Genomic DNA, 18,771 nt, shown 5'->3' with positions numbered 1-18,771 from the left:
TGTCAGTGTTTGATGGTATGAGAGTTAAGATTTGCAAGTATTTATCAGTGCTTGGGTTACAAAGGCAAAGATATGAAATCTTTTGTTACAACCACTGAGTTTATGCAATAATCCCTACTCATTTCATCGCCTTCCTAGCAGAAATAAGCATAAAACAATAAGAGAAACCGAATATTTTAAGGTAAAAATAATGACTGGACGTATAACTAGCCGCCTACAAGAAGCGCTTACAGTACTCAAAGCCACCCAACAATATCGTCAATTACCCAATCTCCAACATCATGGGCAATACGTTATTAGCGAGGGTAAAACCTTACTCAATATCGCCAGTAACGATTATTTGGGCTTAGGCGGCGATACCGAATTACAAAACGAATTTCTCAGTCAACTAACACCGCTATCAGTCGCACAAATGCCTAAAATGAGTGCGACGTCCTCACGCTTGCTCACTGGAAATGATGCACAGCTACAAGCGCTAGAGTCTGAGTTGCAGGAATGGTATCAAACCGCTATCGGCAAACGTGATATCTCTGTCTCAAAATCGGTGTTGGTATTGAATAGCGGCTATCATGCCAATCTTGGTATATTGCCCGCCCTCACAGCGTTGCCAGTCAAAACACTTATTCTGGCTGACAAACTGGTACATGCCAGCATTATCGATGGGTTGCGGTTGAGCCAAAGCAAACTTGTCAGCTATCGTCGTTATCGTCACAATGATTATGAACATTTGGCGACGTTTATTGAGCAAGCAGCGCCAGACATTGAGCGCATCATTATTGTCACTGAGAGCATCTTTAGTATGGATGGTGATCGTGCGGATTTATGTCAACTGGTACACTTAAAAGCTAGCGATGCTCGTATCGAACTGTATGTCGATGAGGCTCATGCCATCGGTGTGTTAGGTCATACAGGATTGGGACTAGCGGAAGAAACGCAGACATTGGCTGATATTAACTATTTGGTCGGTACTTTCGGTAAAGCGTTTGCCTCGGTGGGTGCTTATATCATGTGCGATGATGTCGTCAAGCAATGGCTAATTAACCGCATGCGTCCGCTAATTTTTAGTACTGCACTACCCCCTATCAATCACGCATGGACGCGATTTATTTTAGCAAAAATGCCAATGCTAAATAATCAACGGGCGCATTTAGCGCGGTTGTCTACCAAGCTTAGTCAAGCCATCGACCCAAGATACCGTGTGTCCCAGAACACCCGGCATCCAAACTATGACTCACCGATTGTGCCTTACATCTTGGGCGACAATGCCAGCACGCTTGCCAAAGCACAACAATTGCAAGCAGCAGGTTTTTATGCCCTGCCTATCAGGCCACCCACTGTGCCTGCAAACACCGCTCGTATCCGTTTGGTCATGAACGCCAAGCTGACAGATGAAGACTGCGAACAACTGATACAACAATTATAAACATGTTGTTATACATCAGCGACGTCAGTCCTGCTATCGATTGATAATTGGCTCACTTGGATATAATAAACCGTATGAAAACACTCGCCACGCCTGATAACTTTAGCACCAGAAAACAAACCATCGCTCGTCATTTTGCCAATGCCAGCGACTATGACCAGCATGCCAATATTCAGCAGCAAGTCTGTCAATATTTAATAGACAAACTCACCCACACTGAACACGACAGTGTGCTTGAAGTCGGTGCAGGAACTGGTCAAATGACCCGTCTACTCGCAGCACACATTCAAAGTCAATATTGGCTGATCAATGAATTATGCGCTGAACAAGCGGCTACTTTACAATCCATATTGCCCAATGCTGACATAGCAATTGGCGATGCTGAAACGATGGACTTTGAGGATGAGCATAGCTTGATAATCAGTGCCAATGCTGTGCAATGGTTTGATGATCCCTTAAACTTTGTTGCGCAATCAGCACGCCGCTTGCGAGCTGGAGGTCAACTGCTGTTTAACACTTTTACGCCAAATAACTTTTTGCAAATAAAGACTCTAACGGATCAGGGTCTTCACTATCCCGATATCATTGAGTGGCGATTGGCACTGATTAGTGCTGGTTTTGAGAAAATTGAACTGTCCACTCAGCGTTTCGAGTTACCGTTTGCCAGTCCTTACGCCACCCTAAAACATATGAAGTTGACGGGCGTATCGACCAATCAGACGCAAGTAAAAGCCAACAGCACCCAGCCCTTTATGTGGACCAAGGCACGCTTGCAACAGTTTGAGTCTGATTATTGGCAACATTTTTCGGCGCAAGATGACGCCGGTCAGCCTATCGTTCATTTGACTTATGAAGTACTGATAGTGCGTGCCTTTAAATTGTGAAGATAAGATATAGAGTGGTAGGATATTTCTTATAAATAACAGTCATAAAAAAACGCACCCCGAAGGATGCGTTTTTTGTTTTAATTGCGTTTAGTTACTAAATCACAGTTATTTTTTGTCTTCGTCTACTTCAGTAAACTCAGCATCAACGACGTCATCATCAGCTTGGTTGCTATCTGCTGCATTGTCCGCGCCTTGTTGGAACTGGCTTGGATCCATGCCCTCGCTACCTGCGCCTGCATCAGCATAAATCTTCTGACTAACTGGCAAGAAGGCATTGTCTAATGCTTCAAGCTTGGCTTTGATGTCATCATGATCATCTTCTTTCATTACCGCTTCAAGCTCAGAGATAGCAGCTTCTACTGTTGATTTCTCTTCAGCAGTTACCTTATCTTCAGCGTCTTTCAACGCTTTTTGTACCGCATGAATACGACCATCTGCTTCGTTACGAACTTGCGCTAAGTTAGCGAATTTTTCGTCTTCTGCAGCATTGGCTTCTGCATCACGAACCATTTGCTCGATTTCTTCATCCGTCAAGCCAGAATCTGCTTTGATCTGGATGCTTTGCGCTTTACCCGTACCTTTGTCAGTTGCTGAGATATTCATGATACCGTCAGCATTGATGTCAAAAGTAACTTCAATTTGCGGTAGACCACGTGGTGCTGGTGGAATATCCGTCAAATCAAAACGACCAAGCTGTTTATTTTGGTTAGCGATTTTACGCTCGCCTTGATAAACCTGAATGGTCACAGCTGGTTGGTTGTCTTCAGCCGTTGAGAATACCTGTGATTTCTTAGTAGGAATCATGGTGTTTTTCTCAATAACTGGTGTCATGACACCACCCATCGTTTCGATACCAAGCGTTAGTGGCGTCACATCAAGTAACAATACGTCTGTTTTTTCACCAGACAATACCGCGCCTTGAATCGCTGCCCCTGCCGCTACTGCTTCATCAGGGTTCACATCTTTACGTGGCTCCTGACCGAAGAACTCTTGTACTTTTTGCTGTACCAGTGGCATACGAGTCTGACCACCAACTAAGATAACATCATCGATGTCACCAATTTTTATGCCAGCATCTTCAAGGGCAATCTTACAAGGACCCATGGTACGTTGTACCAACTCTTCAGTTAAGCTCTCAAGTTTTGAGCGACTGATAGTGACCACCAAATGCTTAGGACCATTGCTGTCTGCAGTAATATAAGGCAAGTTCACTTCAGTACTTTGCGCACTTGATAACTCAATTTTCGCTTTTTCTGCCGCTTCTTTTAGACGCTGCATCGCCAATGAGTCACCTTTCAAATTGACATCTTGGTCTTTTTTGAACTCATCAACCAAATAATCAATCAATGCTGAGTCAAAGTCTTCACCACCAAGGAATGTATCACCATTGGTTGCTAAAACTTCAAACTGCTGCTCGCCATCAACGTCAGCGATTTCGATGATTGATACGTCAAAAGTACCACCACCCAAGTCATAAACAGCAACCGTGCTATCGCCTTGCTTCTTGTCCATACCGTACGCAAGAGCCGCAGCTGTTGGTTCGTTGATGATACGTTTTACATCAAGACCCGCAATTTTACCCGCGTCTTTTGTTGCTTGACGCTGTGAGTCATTAAAATAAGCTGGTACGGTTACAACCGCTTCAGTAACAGTTTCACCAAGATAGTCTTCTGCTGTTTTTTTCATTTTTTTCAAGATTTCAGCAGAAACCTGTGGTGGTGCTAATTTTTTACCGTTAATTTCTACCCATGCATCACCGTTATCTGCTTTGGCGATTTTGTAAGGTACCATGCCGATGTCTTTTTGCACGACTTTGTCATCAAAACGACGACCAATCAAACGCTTAATCGCAAACAACGTGTTGTTTGGATTGGTGACCGCTTGACGTTTGGCTGACTGACCCACCAAAATTTCATCGTTTTTATAAGCAACGATAGATGGCGTTGTACGAGTACCTTCAGCATTTTCGATGACTTTGACTTTGTCACCTTCCATCACTGCGACACACGAGTTAGTCGTACCTAAATCAATACCAATTACTTTACCCATAATTATTTGCTCCTAATTTGTTTTAAGTATTTATCTATTCAGACCGTGGTTGATCTCTTGTTGCTATATATATCGGTTTACTTATGGATTTTTTCAAGTCAATCATCATGCAAAATTTGTCTTTCGTGTGACTTTTTGTGAAAACCCTTAATAATAGTAGGGTTTAGCACATTAAAAATCCAATTTTTAGTACTACTGCCCAACACGTACCATGGCTGGGCGTAATAAACGACCGTTCAAGCTATAACCTTTTTGTAATACAGTACCGACAGTATCAGCCTCGGCTTCTTCATCAATACCCACCGCTTCATGCAAATCAGCATTAAATTTCTCGCCTTGTGGGTCAACCATTTCGACGCCGTTCTTATTTAATACGTCCAATAACGCTTTGTGCGTCAGTCTCACCCCTTCTGTAACAGGGTCATCGGCATGGGCGCTTTCAATGGCGCGTTCTAAATTATCGACCACTTCTAATAGCTCTTTGGCAAATTTCTGCAAGGCAAAACGCTTACTCTTATCAGCCTCTTGCTCCATGCGTTTCTGTGCATTGTAAGCTTCGGCATTGGCACGGGCGGTGACTTCTTTAGCTTGCTTCACTTCACCTTCTAGCTCAGCGATGCGCGCTTTAAAGGTGTCTAGATCGATTTCATTGTCGATGGTCATCTCTTCACCTGAGTTATGCTTTGGATCAAACTCTTTCATAGTTTCTTCTAAAATACTGTCACTGTGTTCAATATTGTCATGCGCCACATTTTGCTCAGGCGATTCGTGGTTGGTATTTTGCTCGCTCATGATAGCTCCTTAGAATTTTAATAATGACAATTTATATAAGAGGCAACAAGTTCACTATTTGCTAGGGATACTATGCTCTCATTAAATAATTAACCCGTCTTACACATTGTTGTTATAAGTACCTTCTACTAGCTGTTTGATAAAGGTGATGGAGGTAAATTTCAAGCCTAAGCCAAGGGAATTTTTCTAATTTACAACAAATATTGCCTAAATCTAGATTAAAGTGCTCAAAACAGAATTTCATAGGTGGTAAATGGCTATCCATGTTCGTTAACACAAGCTACAAGAAAGCAGTACTTATTCCAAAAAACTTACCATTGGTACATAAGCCATTACCAAACAATACTCAACTTTATTTTTGATTACTCTATTATTGCTACAAATAGTATGGCTCATGTCAAAGTGAACGCTCATATATGACAACGCATACTGACAATCATCAACGAGAAGTGTTATGTCTAAATCAACCGTGTTATCAATCAACGCGTTATTAAATAAAGCGCTGATGACGATAAAACTCGCATCAACAGATCGTATAGATAAGGGTATAAGAAAAGAAAATGGCACTCAAGAGAATCGTTTGACCGTCAAACAAAAAGTGCTTAGCTATAACCCGTTGACGACTTGCCAGCCGCATACCTTGCACTATGCCATGAAAGGAGTCGGCTATCTGCCAACGCCACTATTAGAGAGCTTGGTTGGTTATTTGAAAGGACCTACCTCAAAACAATACCTGCACGCCGATGCTCACCTACGTTTGATTCTCGCTGTGAATAGTAAGCTGAAAACGCCTCTTGAGCTGACACCTATGCATGAGCTGCGCGCAAGGTTCGCTGCTGACGCCGTGGCGATGCAAGCGCCGCAGGTATGGCAGCAAGTAAGTGACAATATCATCGGCAACATGAAGCGATTTACGAAAAAAAATCAGAAGCTTGTGTATTGGGAAGACAAAGTGATTGCCAACGCTGATGATGGCGATATGACCATTCGCTGTTATCAATCAGACGCCAGCTCTCATGGCTTAGGGTTAAAAAAAGCGGATACTCATAATTCTGATGAAACAGTGCTGTTATATTTTCATGGGGGTGGATTTTGTATTGGTGATGTCAATACCCATCATGAGTTTTGCCACGCGGTTTGTGAGCAAACGGGCTGGCCGATAGTCAGTGTTGATTATCGCTTAGCACCTGAGCATCCAGCACCAGCCGCATTAAAAGACTGTATCACTGCCTACGCTTGGCTGGCGGAGCATTGCCATACCTTAGGCGCTTTACCCTCGCGAATCGTACTAGCAGGCGATAGTGCTGGCGGCGGATTGTCCACTTTGATTGCCCAACAACTCACTGCCCCCTCGCAAATCGCATGGTCAGATCTGGGCATTGCAGGTCAAAAAATGTTTGATTTATTAGAGCGCTTACCAAAGCCACTTGCACAAATGCCTTTATATCCTGTGACGGATATCGAAACGGATTATCCAAGTTGGGAGTTATATGGCGAGGGATTATTATTGGATCATGCCGATGTGGCTGTATTTGATGCTGCTTGTTTGGATAACAGCCCCTTGCCACGCCAGCATATCCTTAACTGTCCGATGCTTGGTGATAATAGTAAAGTATGCCCGACTTATATTGTCGCCGCAGAATTAGACGTATTACGTGATGAAGCATTTGCTTATGCAAAGCAATTAAAGGTGCATGGTATAGCAGTCGAGACTCATACCATTCTTGGTGCGCCGCATGGTTTTATTCATTTTATGAGTATTCATCAAGGTATCGGACAAGCAACAGACGATATTATTAAAGGGTTTGCGAGTTTTGTGCGTGACGTTATCAATACCCAGTCACAATTAGCGGCATAGTTATCAATATAGTTGTATAAGAGAGTGCCAGTTTACTTAGAAAATATAATGGTACTGCCACTATTTAAACGTTATTTTTTTAAGCATTGTTTTTTTAAGCATTGTTTTCTTAAATATTACTTTCTTAAACGTTATCTTCAACCTGACCATTCAAAGTGATCAGCCAAATCTCTGAGCGCGAACCCAAGCGAAATGGAATGCCCCAAAAGCCGTAACCAGATGACACCACAAAGTGTCCTTTGCCCATGGCTTCATAGCCATAACCCAAGCGGTTGATGGCACTGACAATGAAGTTGGCGGGGAATATTTGACCGTTATAGGTATGCCCTGAGAGCTGTAAATCAATCGGCATTTGGCTGTGCTCAGCAATATCACTTGGTCTATGATCTAGCAGTATCACTGGCTGTGTAGTATCAACTTGAGCCAGTAGATCGGTTGTGGCTACTCGTTGTCTTTTATGGTTATCAAAACGCCCAACCAGCCAGATTGGTTGACCTTCATGCTCGATACCGATTACTTCATCATTTAACAACTGCACGCCAGCAGCACGCAACGCTTGGACAATCGGCTGCTCGTGCCCGTATAAATCATGATTGCCCAGCGTTGCATAAACACCATACGGCAGGCTTTTGCATAACTCCGCCAAGTTTTTCGCCATATTATATTTGGTAAATGCCTGTATATTGTCATCCATGATATCGCCCGGCATCAGCAGTATGTCTGCTTTATGCTGCACAATAAGATGATGCAGCCTATCTATTGCACCGCTACCAAACAGTCTCCCGATATGTAAGTCGCTAGCGACCGCAATACGTAATGGCTTAGCCAAAGGTTTATCAATATCAACAGATAACTCACGTACCACAGGCGCATAAGCACTATATAAGGCGTAAACAAATAACCCGATAAACACTGCCAATGCCAATATGCGCAGCCCAAAATCGACGGTAGCCGGTGTAGCGAGCGCATCACCAGTTAGCGATGTGACCAACCAATATCCACCATAAAATAGGCTGGTAACTAAAGCCGTCAATAGCATAAAGTGCATGACTAACATCCAACCACTGATCCAGCGATAGCTGTTTTTAAATGCTCTATTGACACTGAGTAGCAGCAAACCGTTGGTAATAACGAATACAATAACCCATACCGAAGTTTGCAAACCTGCTGTCTGCCAAGGCTGTAACCACCATTGCACGCTTAGAGCTGCACCGACACTAAACAGCTGCAATAGCACAAAAATGGTGATAAAAAATGCGTAGCGCATGAAAAATCCTTGAGTATGATGGCAGCCATGCAGTGTATTTTCAGCTGACAAGACGAGCAAAGTAGCTATTAGCCAGCCTAACAGCAAATAAAAGCCTCTAACATTTAGATATGGTAGAGGCTTTATCATTAGGGTAACACTGTTTATTTAAATGGCTCATATACCAGACTGTAACGTAATTATCCAAATCTCAGAACGCGTACCCAGTCTAAATGGTACGGGACCAATGCCATAACCAGAGGTCACCAAAAACTGCGTATCGTCTATTTTTTTGCTGCCATAGTTTAGTGGTGTCAACCAATCCATCAATATCGTTAACGGAAATATCTGCCCACCATGGGTATGCCCAGACAGATGCAAATCGACTGGCAGGGCGCTGACCTCATCCATCGCGCTAGGACGATGCTCCAAAAATATCACCGGTTTGTCTGTCTTTACTTGCGTCAATAACTCCTCGGCTGACAGTCTGGTACGATCAATATCATCTGAGCGCCCCACCAGCCACACCGAGTCATTTAATAGCAAACTCTCATTATCAAGCGCTTTGATGCGAGCCTCTTCCACCGCCTGTGTGATCTGTTGGTCATAACCGAAATAATCGTGATTGCCTAAAGTCGCGTAGACGCCAAGCGGTGCCTTTAGCTTTGATAACTGCTCATGCATATTGGTATTATCGTAAGCAATCGTATTATCATTCATAATGTCACCAGCGATAACCACGACATCGGGATGTTGCGCATCGATAAGGCGCACCATTTTCTTTATCTGCCGATTGCCAAACCATCTGCCCAGATGCGTATCAGAGACAAGCGCGATATCCATTGGTTTAGCCAGCGGTTTGTCAATCGTAACAGTTAGACGATGTACGACGGGCGAATAAGCATTAAATACCGCTAAGCTAACAATGGCGACATAAACTGTAATGGCAAAGGTACGCAAGAGTATTGGACGAGATTTTTGTTTAAAGAGCCGATAGACAATGAGCGCAACTACAGAAGTTATCAAACCAGCATAAAACATAAAACCTTGCAAAATACTAACGACCAGATAAACGTGAAAGCGCTCACCCCAAAACTCAGTCAAGCCATAAATGAGAGCACTATTATTAATAATAAAGACAGCAGCTATCAGCACAGCTTTGGCGGCAGTCGTTTTTGGCTTTATTAACCAGTAAATAAGAACGGTGGTCATAACAGCTAGCAACTGAGTAAAAACGATGAAGAACCACATAGTAAGGTCTAATCAGATAGAGATAACGCTATCTTACGTGAAAAATTTGATGCTCTGGATATAGCCTCCTTTTTTCCACGAAAACTTCATATACTTTACGCCCAAGGTGCTGTTGCCACAAAACTAAATGGTTGCCACTAAACGTACTTTAACGTTTATCTGGTGCTATTTTGCAAACGCCATTGTCACAAGCTTGCATCAGCGCTTTGCCATAGAGCAACTTGGTCACCCAATTTGGAATTCTATAGCGATTGCGCGCGACATACGGATAAGCAAAGTCGCCAAGTTGTTTGACCACTGGCAAAAATAACAACGTTGACCATTTCACGCCGCCCGTTCTGTAGAGCAGTCGTACGGCATCCATGTGCGTATACCAATTGCCGTAGCTGTCTTGCATACACATATAAGTCATCGCATCCTTACGGCTAAATCCTGCGGCGGCCAACTCATCAACCCCCTCGTCTACAGGAACTAAGTGTATCTTTTCCGGTTGACGTTTTTTCATATTATGCGCCTCGGTGCTGCATATCACGCACGCATCATCGTAGTACATGGCAATGGACAAATTCGCTTGCTCTCTATAACTGTTGATATGATTTTGGATAATCATCTTACGACTCCTTTATGAGTGATATCTCAGTATCAAGACTATTAGATTTTTGAGTCACGCTAGATTGTTGGTGCTGATTGGCTGCGGCTAAAAGAGGGATGACTGGCTGCTGCGTCCATTGCGGTGCGGCAACATCTAAGCGCTTCGCCAGTGTTGGTAAATGATTGGTCGGCACCGCTGGGAACAGATGATGCTCGATGTGATAGAGTAAGTTAAAAGTCAGTAAATTAATCAATGGATGACGCTCACTGCGCGCATATACCACGTCATCACAACCATGATGGACGCTCCATACTGCAAAGAATCCCACCATGATATTGGCCAATATCATTACCAATACGTGATACATCAAAACTGGATGCATCGTGATAAAAGCGGTGGCAATCACTGCGAAAATGAGCAACAGATCAAAGCCAACGAGAATATGATTACGACGACTACCATGCGTCAAGCCAAACCACTGAATCGCAATCGAGAAAAGTCCGCCGCCCAATATCGCCTGATACCAAGGCAGACGAGCCCAATTACCCTCGACATCGCTGTCTCCAAGTGGATCTCTATGATGATTGAGATGTGTGTGCCGAATAGCATGCGTGCTACAGAGCATCGTGATACTGAGAAAAAACAGCATGAGCTCAGTGGCAAGCTTCCCTACTCCCAACGTTCGATGATAACAATCATGGGCTTGTCTAAGCGCGGCGGTAAAAAAGAAAAAAGTCGCCACAAGTGCAGGCAACCACCACCCTTGCCACGCGCTCCACCATGACAATAATAAAAAAGGCAAAGATAAAAAAATATTATAAACAGTCTCGCTCAGACTAAGCTGTCGCAAATCTTGCCATTCAACACTGTCTAACGAAGGATGACGCATGATGTTCTCCTTACTTGGTGATAAGCAGTAGCTGTCTTGCTGGCGCGACCACTTAATTTAATCGGCTGTTTTAATTTACTTTATTTCTGTCAATAATGAAATTTAAAGTTAAATTTTATTTGTGTTTAGGTAATGCGATAAGACCTGTAATCACAGCGCTGGCTCCACCTATCAAGCTAAGAACCAATCCAAATATTATTTTCTCTAAAAAAACATCTGTTGCTATAATCCAAACTGAAAATATAAAAGTACTAAAGAATCCAATGAAGAATAACGGTACTATTTTTAGTATGGAGTCAAAGACTATCTTCAACTTACATATAGTTAATCCAGCTACTAACGTAGGGAGCAAACCAAAAAAGAATCCGCCTACAATAGAAGCTAATAGCATTTTGAAAATATCTGTTAACTCTTGCCTAAAAATATTACCGTCAATTACAAGCATCACAATCATATATAAGCAGACAATCAGACCACCTATCGCACCTCCCAACAATCCATAAGTTCCTATTACCTTAGCTTTAGGATAGCTGGATGCTGTCGCTGTAGCGCTAATCTCAATATCACTCATACACACCTCTATTTAGGTTTCACATGAAACAAAGCATCATGTAAATAATAATGATGTTTCACATGAAACAGTCGCTTAATGATTTACGAACTCTGCTCTTCTAAAGCTTGCTTCAGTGTTGGCTGTTTAAAATCATAACCTGCGTCCTGTAATGCTTGCGGCACTACTTTTTGACCATCAATTAATAGAGTCGACATCTCACCAAATATCAGCTTAAGCAGAAAATTGGGTAAAGTAAAAAAGGTGGGACGGTGTAGCCATGCTCCAAGCGTTTTGGTAAAAGTATGATTGGTCACTGGATTAGGCGCAGTGAGGTTATACACCAGCACTGGCGTATCATTGATAGTTTCTAACGAGTGATCATCGGTAGTCTGAGTGTCCGCATAATTAGCAAGATGCTTTTCAATGATGAATATCACTGCCCCAACCCAGTCTTCACGACTGATCCAGCTCATGATTTGCTTACCATCACCCAACTGTCCACCGACGCCCATTTTAAATGGGGTTAATAACTTACCGAGCATCCCGCCATCAGGATGGATAACCACGCCCGTACGCACGATAGCCACAGGCACGCCATGTTCAGTGGCTTTGAGCGCTAACTGCTCCCATTCATGACATAATTGATGGGCAAAATCAGTTTCAAAATCACTGCTTTCGGTAAGAGGTTTATCGCCTTGTGCGCCATACCAGCCAATCGCAGAGCCGCTGACCATTAGCTTGGGCTTAATACTGATGCGCTTCATAAATACCAATAAGGATTCGGTAGGCTTGATACGGCTGGCGAGCAACTGCTCCTTGCGCGCATCGCTCCAGCGCGAGTCAGCAATGCCTGCGCCTGCTAGATTTAAGATAACATCAAAGCTTTTATCCGAACTCGCTAGCTCATCGTAGGTCATCATGCTGATCGCTTCAGGATGCGTTTGGCTGCTATCGCGTGTTAGCCATGTAATATGTAAGTCCTTATCCTGCGTACGATAACGTTTGATAAGCTCGTCACTAAAAGCACTGCCTAAAAAGCCTGAGCCACCACTGATTAAAATATTCATGTCCTACTCCCTATATTTTTCGCTTATCGTTTAGTAAAACTTAATCCGTTATAGTTATCGTCTACTTTTTTAGTACTAACATCAAAATGACTTTTACATACTTTTGGTAAAGCAATGCGGCTGGCAATCGCTGAATTGATTGCGCCAAACAATCCTATACCAATCATAAAGGCCAGTAGCACGCCAACCTCTATCCATGAGTTGATGCCTAAATATAGGATGATTGCACCCATATAACCTGCTGACGTTATAAACCCCACTAAAAATGTCGTGCTTAGACTCTTATGATCACCGCGCCATATATTCTTATAAGCGACGATAACACCCGTTAATAAAGCAGGAATAGAACCAAGCAGACCAACATAGAGTAATGGCTGGTAACCAATTTGGGCAAAATCCGCATTCCTAAAAACAAACAATAAAGCCAGCTCCGCAATCAATCCACCAATCATACTACCAAGCCCTGCAAACAAAATAATCACTTGTAGATAAGGATACACACCTAACTCATTATTTGTTTTCATTCTATTTATCCTATTAACATTCGTCGTTAATTGAGTATAAATACGGCGTTGCCAAAGCCAATGAAATTCCTGTGGATAATTGGTGGATAAGTATCTTGATTTTGTTTTGCCTACTGATTAAGCAAAACGCTTACGAATAGGACACTCACTATCATTACTATTTTGAGATTTATTCTTTAATTGGTTCCAACGATGATTAATAAAATCTATGACGTTAACCATACTTGGCAATACATGTGCTTTGGTCAGATGTGGCGCTGCTGCATCTAAACGCTTGGCAAGCTTGGGTAAATGATTGGATGGCACAGCAGGAAAGAGATGATGCTCTACGTGATAAAGCAAATTAAAGGTCAGCAAGTTGACCAAAAGATTGCGCTCGGTGCGAGCGATTGTCTCATCACAATCATGATGCACGCCCCACACCGCAATGATGCCAACACTGGCATTGGCCAACATCATGGTCAATATGTGATACATCAATACTTGCGCTAATATCGCGAGAGTAGGAATAGTAAAGGCGGTCAATATAAGGGCAACTATGATGACTAAACCAATCAAAGCAAACTCTAGCCACGCTAATTTTTGATTGCGACGGTTACTTAGGCGCAATCCTTGACGATAAATATCGAGTCGATAAGTTATTCCGCCGAGTAGCGCTTGCCACCATGACACTTTTGCTAGACTGCCTTCAATATCACTATCACCCAATGGGTCACGATGATGCGCCATGTGCGTGGCTCGAATGCTGTGCAAACTGGTCATTAATAGTACGCTGAGCAATAATAATATGGCGGTGGTCGTACGTTTTCCTGTACCCAAACTATGATGATAGCCATCGTGCGCTTGGCGAAAAGCGGCAGCAAAGAATAAATAAGAAGCCCCGCATGCTAAGACATACCAAGAGTGGCTGGCGAACCACCAAGACAACAATAAAAACGGATAAGGCAAAATAACGTTGTAAGCGATTTGAGCGCGCGTTAACCGGCGCAAGTCTTGCCACTCGACTGCAGCAATAGCCTTTTTAATGGCTTGCTCTTTATTAGCGTGTGTCTGATTGACTGTCATTTTACACATCCATTTGTTATTACTATTTTTTGTTGCTGCTATTTTATAAAAACTTATCTCACTTAAACTTAGCTGGCTTTTATAGTTATTACATATATTTCTGTCAAAACAGAAATTTTATTATAAATTTTTTATTTTAAATTACACCGCTAACTATTAACGTAAGACCTTTTTAATACTAGCGCCCAGTTTTAGGACTTTTTTGAGGATGCTTGTGGGCAGTTTAAGCATCTCAGATGACCATGTGGTTAGGGTACTAACGAATTCTTGGGTATCACGAATACGTGACTTTACCTCATTATTTTCATGTTCAAATTCAGGACTGTCCATCAATTCTTGTAAGAACTGTACTGTTGGCTCAAGCTCACGCTTTTGTCGTTCAACCACGATGATGCGTGCCAGCTCCCAAACGTCAGTATTGGTCGTGAAGTGATCGCGACGATCGCCTAATATGGAAACCTTCTGTACTAAGCCCCAATGCTGCAACTCTTTAATACTATTTGAGACGTTAGAGCGAGCAACCCCAAGTGTTTCGGTGATTTCTTCAGCATTTAATGGCTTACCAATGATGAATAACAACGCATGAATCTGTGACATGGTGCGATTAACACCCCACTGCGAGCCCATTTCACCCCAATGTAAGATAAATTTTTCGGTCACAGGATTTAGTTTCATGATTAATATGTACTCTACTTTATAAGTTTTGATTATTTTATTTACTTATCTTGCGCTATTCTTTTATTTCTGTCAATAGTGAAATCAACAGATAACACTCATCATTTGGTTGACTGTCATGCGCTAACGAATCACTAAACCCGTGGTTGCGTCACGAATTTGGCTCGGTAAAGTATAGCCTAGAGTGTCAGCCTGCAAGTAGCTGATTTGCTCGCCAAAATATCTATAGGCATCAGTAAAAGTCATAGCAGGCGGTTGCCCTGATGGATTGCAGCTTGTGGAAACCAATAGCCCAAATGAGTTTTGAACGTCGACCAGTTGTTGACACAATTGACGAATCATAGGATGCGCAATAACTCTAACCGCCACTGTTTGATGCTGCCCTGTGATCCAAGGAGGGATAGTCGTTTCAAGTGTCTGAGGGATAGGCAGTAGCCATGTATGGGCTTGCTTACCTTGTAGCTCTATACTGTCAGTATCTGCCTGCCAACTCTTGATGATTTGTTGGCGCTGACCTTCTTCTAAAGGCTCTAGTAACGGCATTAAACGCTCAGCGCTGTCAGTAATGACGATCATACCTTTGGCTTGTGGACGCTGTTTAATGGATAAAATACGTTGAACGGCTGCTTCGTCATAAGCGTCACAACCGATACCCCAAACGCTTTCGGTGGGATAAGCAAGTAGCTGTCCTTCTTTAAGCCATTTGGCAGCTTGAATGACAGAGTCAGTAGTAAAAGATGTGGATTTTTCCATAGCTTGAGGGCTTCAAAAAGGTAGAAATTTAAGCACTCATCATAACATAAGACTAAGAAAAATTAGGGCTGCGAAGTTTAAAGCGACCTTATTAGCAGCTACCTAGGGCGTGTCATCAATTAGCACATTAGTACGTTTAGTGGTCTTAAAATGGCTAAATTTTGCTAAACATGGTCAGCAATTTTGTCAATATTAACGGCAATTGCTTCCTTGTTTATCTACAATTTTTCTCATTTTAAGCCTCACAATCTAATTGATGACACGCCCTAGATTGTACTGTCGTCAATCACTTGGCAGTAGATAGGTGAAAAGCCTAAAGCGGTAGAAAGTACGATTTTAAACGCGCAAATACCGTCCACCTTGCACACTAATGATGCCTAATAATTCAAGCTCCATTAACTGTCCAATCAGCTGCGGTGTGACAATTTTGGTAGCGATAATCAGCGCATCTAAATCCTGCCCGTGCCAATCAAGCTGCTCATAAACGAGGGTTAAATGCTCCGGTACGACGATAGCACTGGGAGCAGATTTGATATTAGAGGGTATTGGATGGTTAGCCATTACAGCGATGCTTTTATCTTTATTTGTATGTTTAGTAGCTTTGCTATGATTCGTTTGAGAGCCATTAGATTCGGTAATATCTATACCACTATCCACAGTATCTTTTGATTTATGAGAATAACTTTCATAACCCAACTGAGCATTGACGTCTTCTAGCACTTGCTGTGGATGATAAATTAAGGTCGCACCTTCACGTATCAAATGATGACAGCCTTCTGCATTGCTATTATCAATATGACTTGGAATGGCAAAAACTTGCTTACCCTGTTCCGAGGTTAAACGCGCGGTAATCAGCGAACCACTCTGAATGGTCGCCTCCGTCACAATTGTGGCGAGGCTCAATCCAGCGACCAAACGATTACGCCGTGGAAACGTATGCTTATGTGGCATTGTATGCGGCAATAGCTCACTAATAATACAGCCGCCTTGCTCAATTATTTGGGCAAACAATTTATCATGATGATTGGGATAATTGACCTCAATACCCGTACCCATTACCCCAATCGTTCGACCTTGATATTCGGTATCTGCCTGTGCTAAAGCGCCTAGATGTGCTCGTTTATCAACACCCATGGCAAGACCGCTGGTGATGATATAACCAGCTTGCGCCAAATATTGCGCGATATCAAAGGTGATTTTTTGGGCATGGGCAGTGGGTTTTCGGCTACCGACGATCGCAATTTGCGCTTGACGCAAACGCGATTTATTGCCTCGGTAAAATAATAAAGGCGGTGGGTCATAGATTTGCGAGAGCTGTGCGGGATAATCAGGCTGGTCAGCAAATAGCAGACCATAGCGCCCTTCGATGAGCGCTTGCTGAATTTTATCGATACTGGCTTGCGTTTGCTCTGGCTGTTCATGACGGGCAAGATGGCTATGATGAATACCCAATTGCCGCCATGCATCTACTTTGGCGTACCAAGCAAGCTCTGCTGTGCCAAAAGAAGTAATGAGCTTATGATAAGCAGATAATGATGCATTCACCTCAGTCCACAGCGCCAGTACTGCGCGCTGCTCATTTGATAAAGAAGAAGTAACTGCCATCATAATCATCTAGCTCGTATAGGCTAAGTTAGTGTGTCCCGTCCAAAAATAAGCATGTTCTCACTTATAGTGTACTCATTTATAGATATGGCGGTGGTAACAGCTGGTCGCCGACGTTTAATGGTAGCTCTGAATCAAGCACATAAGCATAGCTAATATTATCGAAAGTATTGAATACCATGACCATACCGCTTGGCTCATTTGGTAAGCGTACTGGCGTGTCATTGTCTTTGGTATCGCGGATCAAGGCCCCTTTTTGATATACAGTCAATACATCACCAGGCTTAGCACCATGGGTACTACCTAAATTGATAGCAACGACACTACCCTTCGCTGCTGAGCTGATTGAGTCCATGACGCGGACAATCATGCCACCACGACTGACCGTTGCAGGGGCTGGATAAAACACAGGTGGAATAGAGTTATTCAACTCAACGAATACGCGATCACCTTCACGCACTTCTTTGTCGTAACTGTCGGTGAGCTGCAAACTGCTGACGCCGTTGGTTTCTGTCGAAGTAACCAAACCCGTCGCAACTTGCGTGACCTCTAAACCGATAACTTCTTGGGTTTTTGGCTCAACATATAGCTCTCCTTCACGGTAGATACCATAACGCTGACCGACGATCAGTGGCACACCTTTGGCATACACTTTATCGCCGCTAGCGGTAATTAAGTTGCCTTTTTTAGAAGCCAATATATAAGAGGTGGTATTAAAATCTTGTGGATTAACGATGACTGTCTTATCTAACCAGTGTTGAATAGCAGACCACGGAAGCGGTGGAATACTGTTGGCTGTTGAAGTGACTGAGACTGTGCTAGATACCACGTTACCCGTTAACTGCTTTTCAACTCCAGCACAACCTTCGCCAGTATCAACACCAATTAAGGTTTTACCTTGAATCACACATAAGATAAGGATGTCGTTAGGATAAATAAGATTGGGGTTTTTGATTTGCTTATTGGTTGCCCAGATTTCTTTCCAGCGCCACGGACTGTCTAAATAACGTCCTGATATGTCCCACAACGTATCGCCTTTTTTGACGATATAGCGATTAGGCGCATCCGCTTTGATGGCTGGTGGTGGATTGTTAGCGTGGGCAGCACTCATTAGCATTGCACTACTAAATGTCGTGATTAACAGTGCTTTTGCTATCGTTTTTAAGCTCATCTTCATTGTTATATCCACAATATGTACCGCTGTTGTCGCCACAATTAGTACCATTTAGATCTATTACTTAACCTTAATCTTTGACTGTCATTAAAATAGTGACAAGCAATGAGGGTCGTAAAAGGATTTAACTGTACGATTATCATGACGCTTATAGGGCAGCTGTTCAGTGTAATTGGCTGGTATGATTACTAAAAAAAGCGTCTAGCAAAATGATGAGTCGCCGACGCTGTTTCTAATATTACAATTATATCTACCATAACACAATCATAAACACTTTATTACAATGGCGTAACTTTTGTATGAATATTATTTCTATAGTTTGTCATTGAATTTTATAGAGTTCCTCATGAAAATAAGCATTAAAATCC

The 18,771-nt window shown here is 42.7% G+C and carries 17 protein-coding genes; 3 read left to right on the top strand and 14 right to left on the bottom strand.

All coding sequences use genetic code 11. From position 1 onward, the window contains the following. The first annotated feature begins 190 nt into the window (after positions 1-190). Both JMX95_RS10635 and JMX95_RS10630 read left to right on the top strand, forming a co-directional pair. Positions 191-1,423, top strand: coding sequence for an 8-amino-7-oxononanoate synthase (locus JMX95_RS10635; protein WP_109592236.1), 1,233 nt, complete (start codon positions 191-193; stop codon positions 1,421-1,423). A gap of 74 nt (positions 1,424-1,497) precedes the next feature. After that, positions 1,498-2,307: a methyltransferase domain-containing protein gene (locus JMX95_RS10630; protein WP_201560786.1), complete on the top strand. Its 810-nt coding sequence runs from the start codon at positions 1,498-1,500 to the stop codon at positions 2,305-2,307. A gap of 108 nt (positions 2,308-2,415) precedes the next feature. Here JMX95_RS10630 and dnaK read toward each other — a convergent pair whose 3' ends face one another. Both dnaK and grpE read right to left on the bottom strand, forming a co-directional pair. Beyond that, complete coding sequence (gene dnaK / locus JMX95_RS10625) at positions 2,416-4,359, bottom strand: molecular chaperone DnaK (protein ID WP_045447587.1); 1,944 nt, start codon at positions 4,357-4,359, stop codon at positions 2,416-2,418. 192 nt (positions 4,360-4,551) lie between these two features. Then, complete coding sequence (grpE, locus tag JMX95_RS10620; RefSeq protein ID WP_055125643.1) at positions 4,552-5,151, bottom strand: nucleotide exchange factor GrpE; 600 nt, start codon at positions 5,149-5,151, stop codon at positions 4,552-4,554. Between the two features lie 454 nt (positions 5,152-5,605). Between grpE and JMX95_RS10615 the strand changes: the two genes are divergently transcribed. Beyond that, positions 5,606-7,009 carry an alpha/beta hydrolase gene (locus tag JMX95_RS10615; RefSeq protein WP_109592240.1) on the top strand — a complete coding sequence of 468 codons (1,404 nt, stop codon included), beginning with the start codon at positions 5,606-5,608 and terminating at the stop codon, positions 7,007-7,009. 124 nt (positions 7,010-7,133) lie between these two features. Here the strand turns inward: JMX95_RS10615 and JMX95_RS10610 are convergent, their stop codons facing one another. The 12 genes from JMX95_RS10610 to JMX95_RS10555 form a co-directional block, all read right to left on the bottom strand. Beyond that, complete coding sequence (locus JMX95_RS10610) at positions 7,134-8,276, bottom strand: metallophosphoesterase (protein WP_109592242.1); 1,143 nt, start codon at positions 8,274-8,276, stop codon at positions 7,134-7,136. A gap of 156 nt (positions 8,277-8,432) precedes the next feature. Next, positions 8,433-9,467 carry a metallophosphoesterase gene (locus JMX95_RS10605; protein WP_227676047.1) on the bottom strand — a complete coding sequence of 345 codons (1,035 nt, stop codon included), beginning with the start codon at positions 9,465-9,467 and terminating at the stop codon, positions 8,433-8,435. A gap of 187 nt (positions 9,468-9,654) precedes the next feature. Beyond that, the gene (locus JMX95_RS10600; RefSeq protein ID WP_109592246.1) at positions 9,655-10,116 is read right to left on the bottom strand and encodes a thiol-disulfide oxidoreductase DCC family protein; all 462 of its coding nucleotides are present in this window, start codon (positions 10,114-10,116) and stop codon (positions 9,655-9,657) included. A 1-nt stretch (position 10,117) separates the two neighbouring features. After that, positions 10,118-10,987, bottom strand: a complete 870-nt coding sequence (locus tag JMX95_RS10595; protein ID WP_109592248.1) for a fatty acid desaturase family protein — start codon at positions 10,985-10,987, stop codon at positions 10,118-10,120. 115 nt (positions 10,988-11,102) lie between these two features. Further along, positions 11,103-11,558, bottom strand: a complete 456-nt coding sequence (locus JMX95_RS10590; RefSeq protein ID WP_109592250.1) for a hypothetical protein — start codon at positions 11,556-11,558, stop codon at positions 11,103-11,105. A gap of 83 nt (positions 11,559-11,641) precedes the next feature. Next, the gene (locus JMX95_RS10585; protein ID WP_109592252.1) at positions 11,642-12,607 is read right to left on the bottom strand and encodes a TIGR01777 family oxidoreductase; all 966 of its coding nucleotides are present in this window, start codon (positions 12,605-12,607) and stop codon (positions 11,642-11,644) included. A 23-nt stretch (positions 12,608-12,630) separates the two neighbouring features. Next, entirely contained in the window at positions 12,631-13,131 is a 501-nt protein-coding gene (locus JMX95_RS10580; protein ID WP_109592254.1) for a hypothetical protein, read from the bottom strand. 117 nt (positions 13,132-13,248) lie between these two features. Next, positions 13,249-14,196, bottom strand: a complete 948-nt coding sequence (locus tag JMX95_RS10575; protein WP_109592256.1) for a fatty acid desaturase family protein — start codon at positions 14,194-14,196, stop codon at positions 13,249-13,251. Between the two features lie 156 nt (positions 14,197-14,352). Continuing rightward, the gene (locus JMX95_RS10570) at positions 14,353-14,871 is read right to left on the bottom strand and encodes a GbsR/MarR family transcriptional regulator (protein ID WP_045447558.1); all 519 of its coding nucleotides are present in this window, start codon (positions 14,869-14,871) and stop codon (positions 14,353-14,355) included. 123 nt (positions 14,872-14,994) lie between these two features. Then, positions 14,995-15,624 (bottom strand): L-threonylcarbamoyladenylate synthase, encoded by a 630-nt coding sequence (locus JMX95_RS10565; protein WP_109592258.1) that lies wholly within the window; start codon positions 15,622-15,624, stop codon positions 14,995-14,997. 336 nt (positions 15,625-15,960) lie between these two features. Beyond that, positions 15,961-17,232, bottom strand: a complete 1,272-nt coding sequence (gene dprA / locus JMX95_RS10560) for a DNA-processing protein DprA (RefSeq protein ID WP_109592294.1) — start codon at positions 17,230-17,232, stop codon at positions 15,961-15,963. A gap of 76 nt (positions 17,233-17,308) precedes the next feature. Beyond that, positions 17,309-18,406 (bottom strand): LysM peptidoglycan-binding domain-containing protein, encoded by a 1,098-nt coding sequence (locus JMX95_RS10555; protein ID WP_227676046.1) that lies wholly within the window; start codon positions 18,404-18,406, stop codon positions 17,309-17,311. Between the last annotated feature and the right edge of the window lie 365 nt (positions 18,407-18,771).

Source organism: Psychrobacter sp. NC44 (genome assembly GCF_904846655.1).
Classification (GTDB): Bacteria; Pseudomonadota; Gammaproteobacteria; order Pseudomonadales; family Moraxellaceae; genus Psychrobacter.
The sequence above is the reverse complement of the archived record's forward strand: the minus strand, read 5'-3'. Positions and strand labels throughout refer to the sequence as shown.

What these genes read in the sequence shown, in the direction of transcription:
- JMX95_RS10585 (WP_109592252.1), bottom strand. Translation starts at nt 12,607, where the DNA reads ATGAATATTTTAATCAGTGGTGGCTCAGGCTTTTTAGGCAGTGCTTTT.
- JMX95_RS10630 (WP_201560786.1), top strand. Translation starts at nt 1,498, where the DNA reads ATGAAAACACTCGCCACGCCTGATAACTTTAGCACCAGAAAACAAACC.
- JMX95_RS10575 (WP_109592256.1), bottom strand. Translation starts at nt 14,196, where the DNA reads ATGACAGTCAATCAGACACACGCTAATAAAGAGCAAGCCATTAAAAAG.
- JMX95_RS10615 (WP_109592240.1), top strand. Translation starts at nt 5,606, where the DNA reads ATGTCTAAATCAACCGTGTTATCAATCAACGCGTTATTAAATAAAGCG.
- JMX95_RS10600 (WP_109592246.1), bottom strand. Translation starts at nt 10,116, where the DNA reads ATGATTATCCAAAATCATATCAACAGTTATAGAGAGCAAGCGAATTTG.
- dprA (WP_109592294.1), bottom strand. Translation starts at nt 17,232, where the DNA reads ATGATGGCAGTTACTTCTTCTTTATCAAATGAGCAGCGCGCAGTACTG.
- JMX95_RS10570 (WP_045447558.1), bottom strand. Translation starts at nt 14,871, where the DNA reads ATGAAACTAAATCCTGTGACCGAAAAATTTATCTTACATTGGGGTGAA.
- JMX95_RS10580 (WP_109592254.1), bottom strand. Translation starts at nt 13,131, where the DNA reads ATGAAAACAAATAATGAGTTAGGTGTGTATCCTTATCTACAAGTGATT.
- JMX95_RS10565 (WP_109592258.1), bottom strand. Translation starts at nt 15,624, where the DNA reads ATGGAAAAATCCACATCTTTTACTACTGACTCTGTCATTCAAGCTGCC.
- JMX95_RS10635 (WP_109592236.1), top strand. Translation starts at nt 191, where the DNA reads ATGACTGGACGTATAACTAGCCGCCTACAAGAAGCGCTTACAGTACTC.
- JMX95_RS10610 (WP_109592242.1), bottom strand. Translation starts at nt 8,276, where the DNA reads ATGCGCTACGCATTTTTTATCACCATTTTTGTGCTATTGCAGCTGTTT.
- grpE (WP_055125643.1), bottom strand. Translation starts at nt 5,151, where the DNA reads ATGAGCGAGCAAAATACCAACCACGAATCGCCTGAGCAAAATGTGGCG.
- JMX95_RS10555 (WP_227676046.1), bottom strand. Translation starts at nt 18,406, where the DNA reads ATGAAGATGAGCTTAAAAACGATAGCAAAAGCACTGTTAATCACGACA.
- JMX95_RS10605 (WP_227676047.1), bottom strand. Translation starts at nt 9,467, where the DNA reads ATGACCACCGTTCTTATTTACTGGTTAATAAAGCCAAAAACGACTGCC.
- JMX95_RS10595 (WP_109592248.1), bottom strand. Translation starts at nt 10,987, where the DNA reads ATGCGTCATCCTTCGTTAGACAGTGTTGAATGGCAAGATTTGCGACAG.
- dnaK (WP_045447587.1), bottom strand. Translation starts at nt 4,359, where the DNA reads ATGGGTAAAGTAATTGGTATTGATTTAGGTACGACTAACTCGTGTGTC.
- JMX95_RS10590 (WP_109592250.1), bottom strand. Translation starts at nt 11,558, where the DNA reads ATGAGTGATATTGAGATTAGCGCTACAGCGACAGCATCCAGCTATCCT.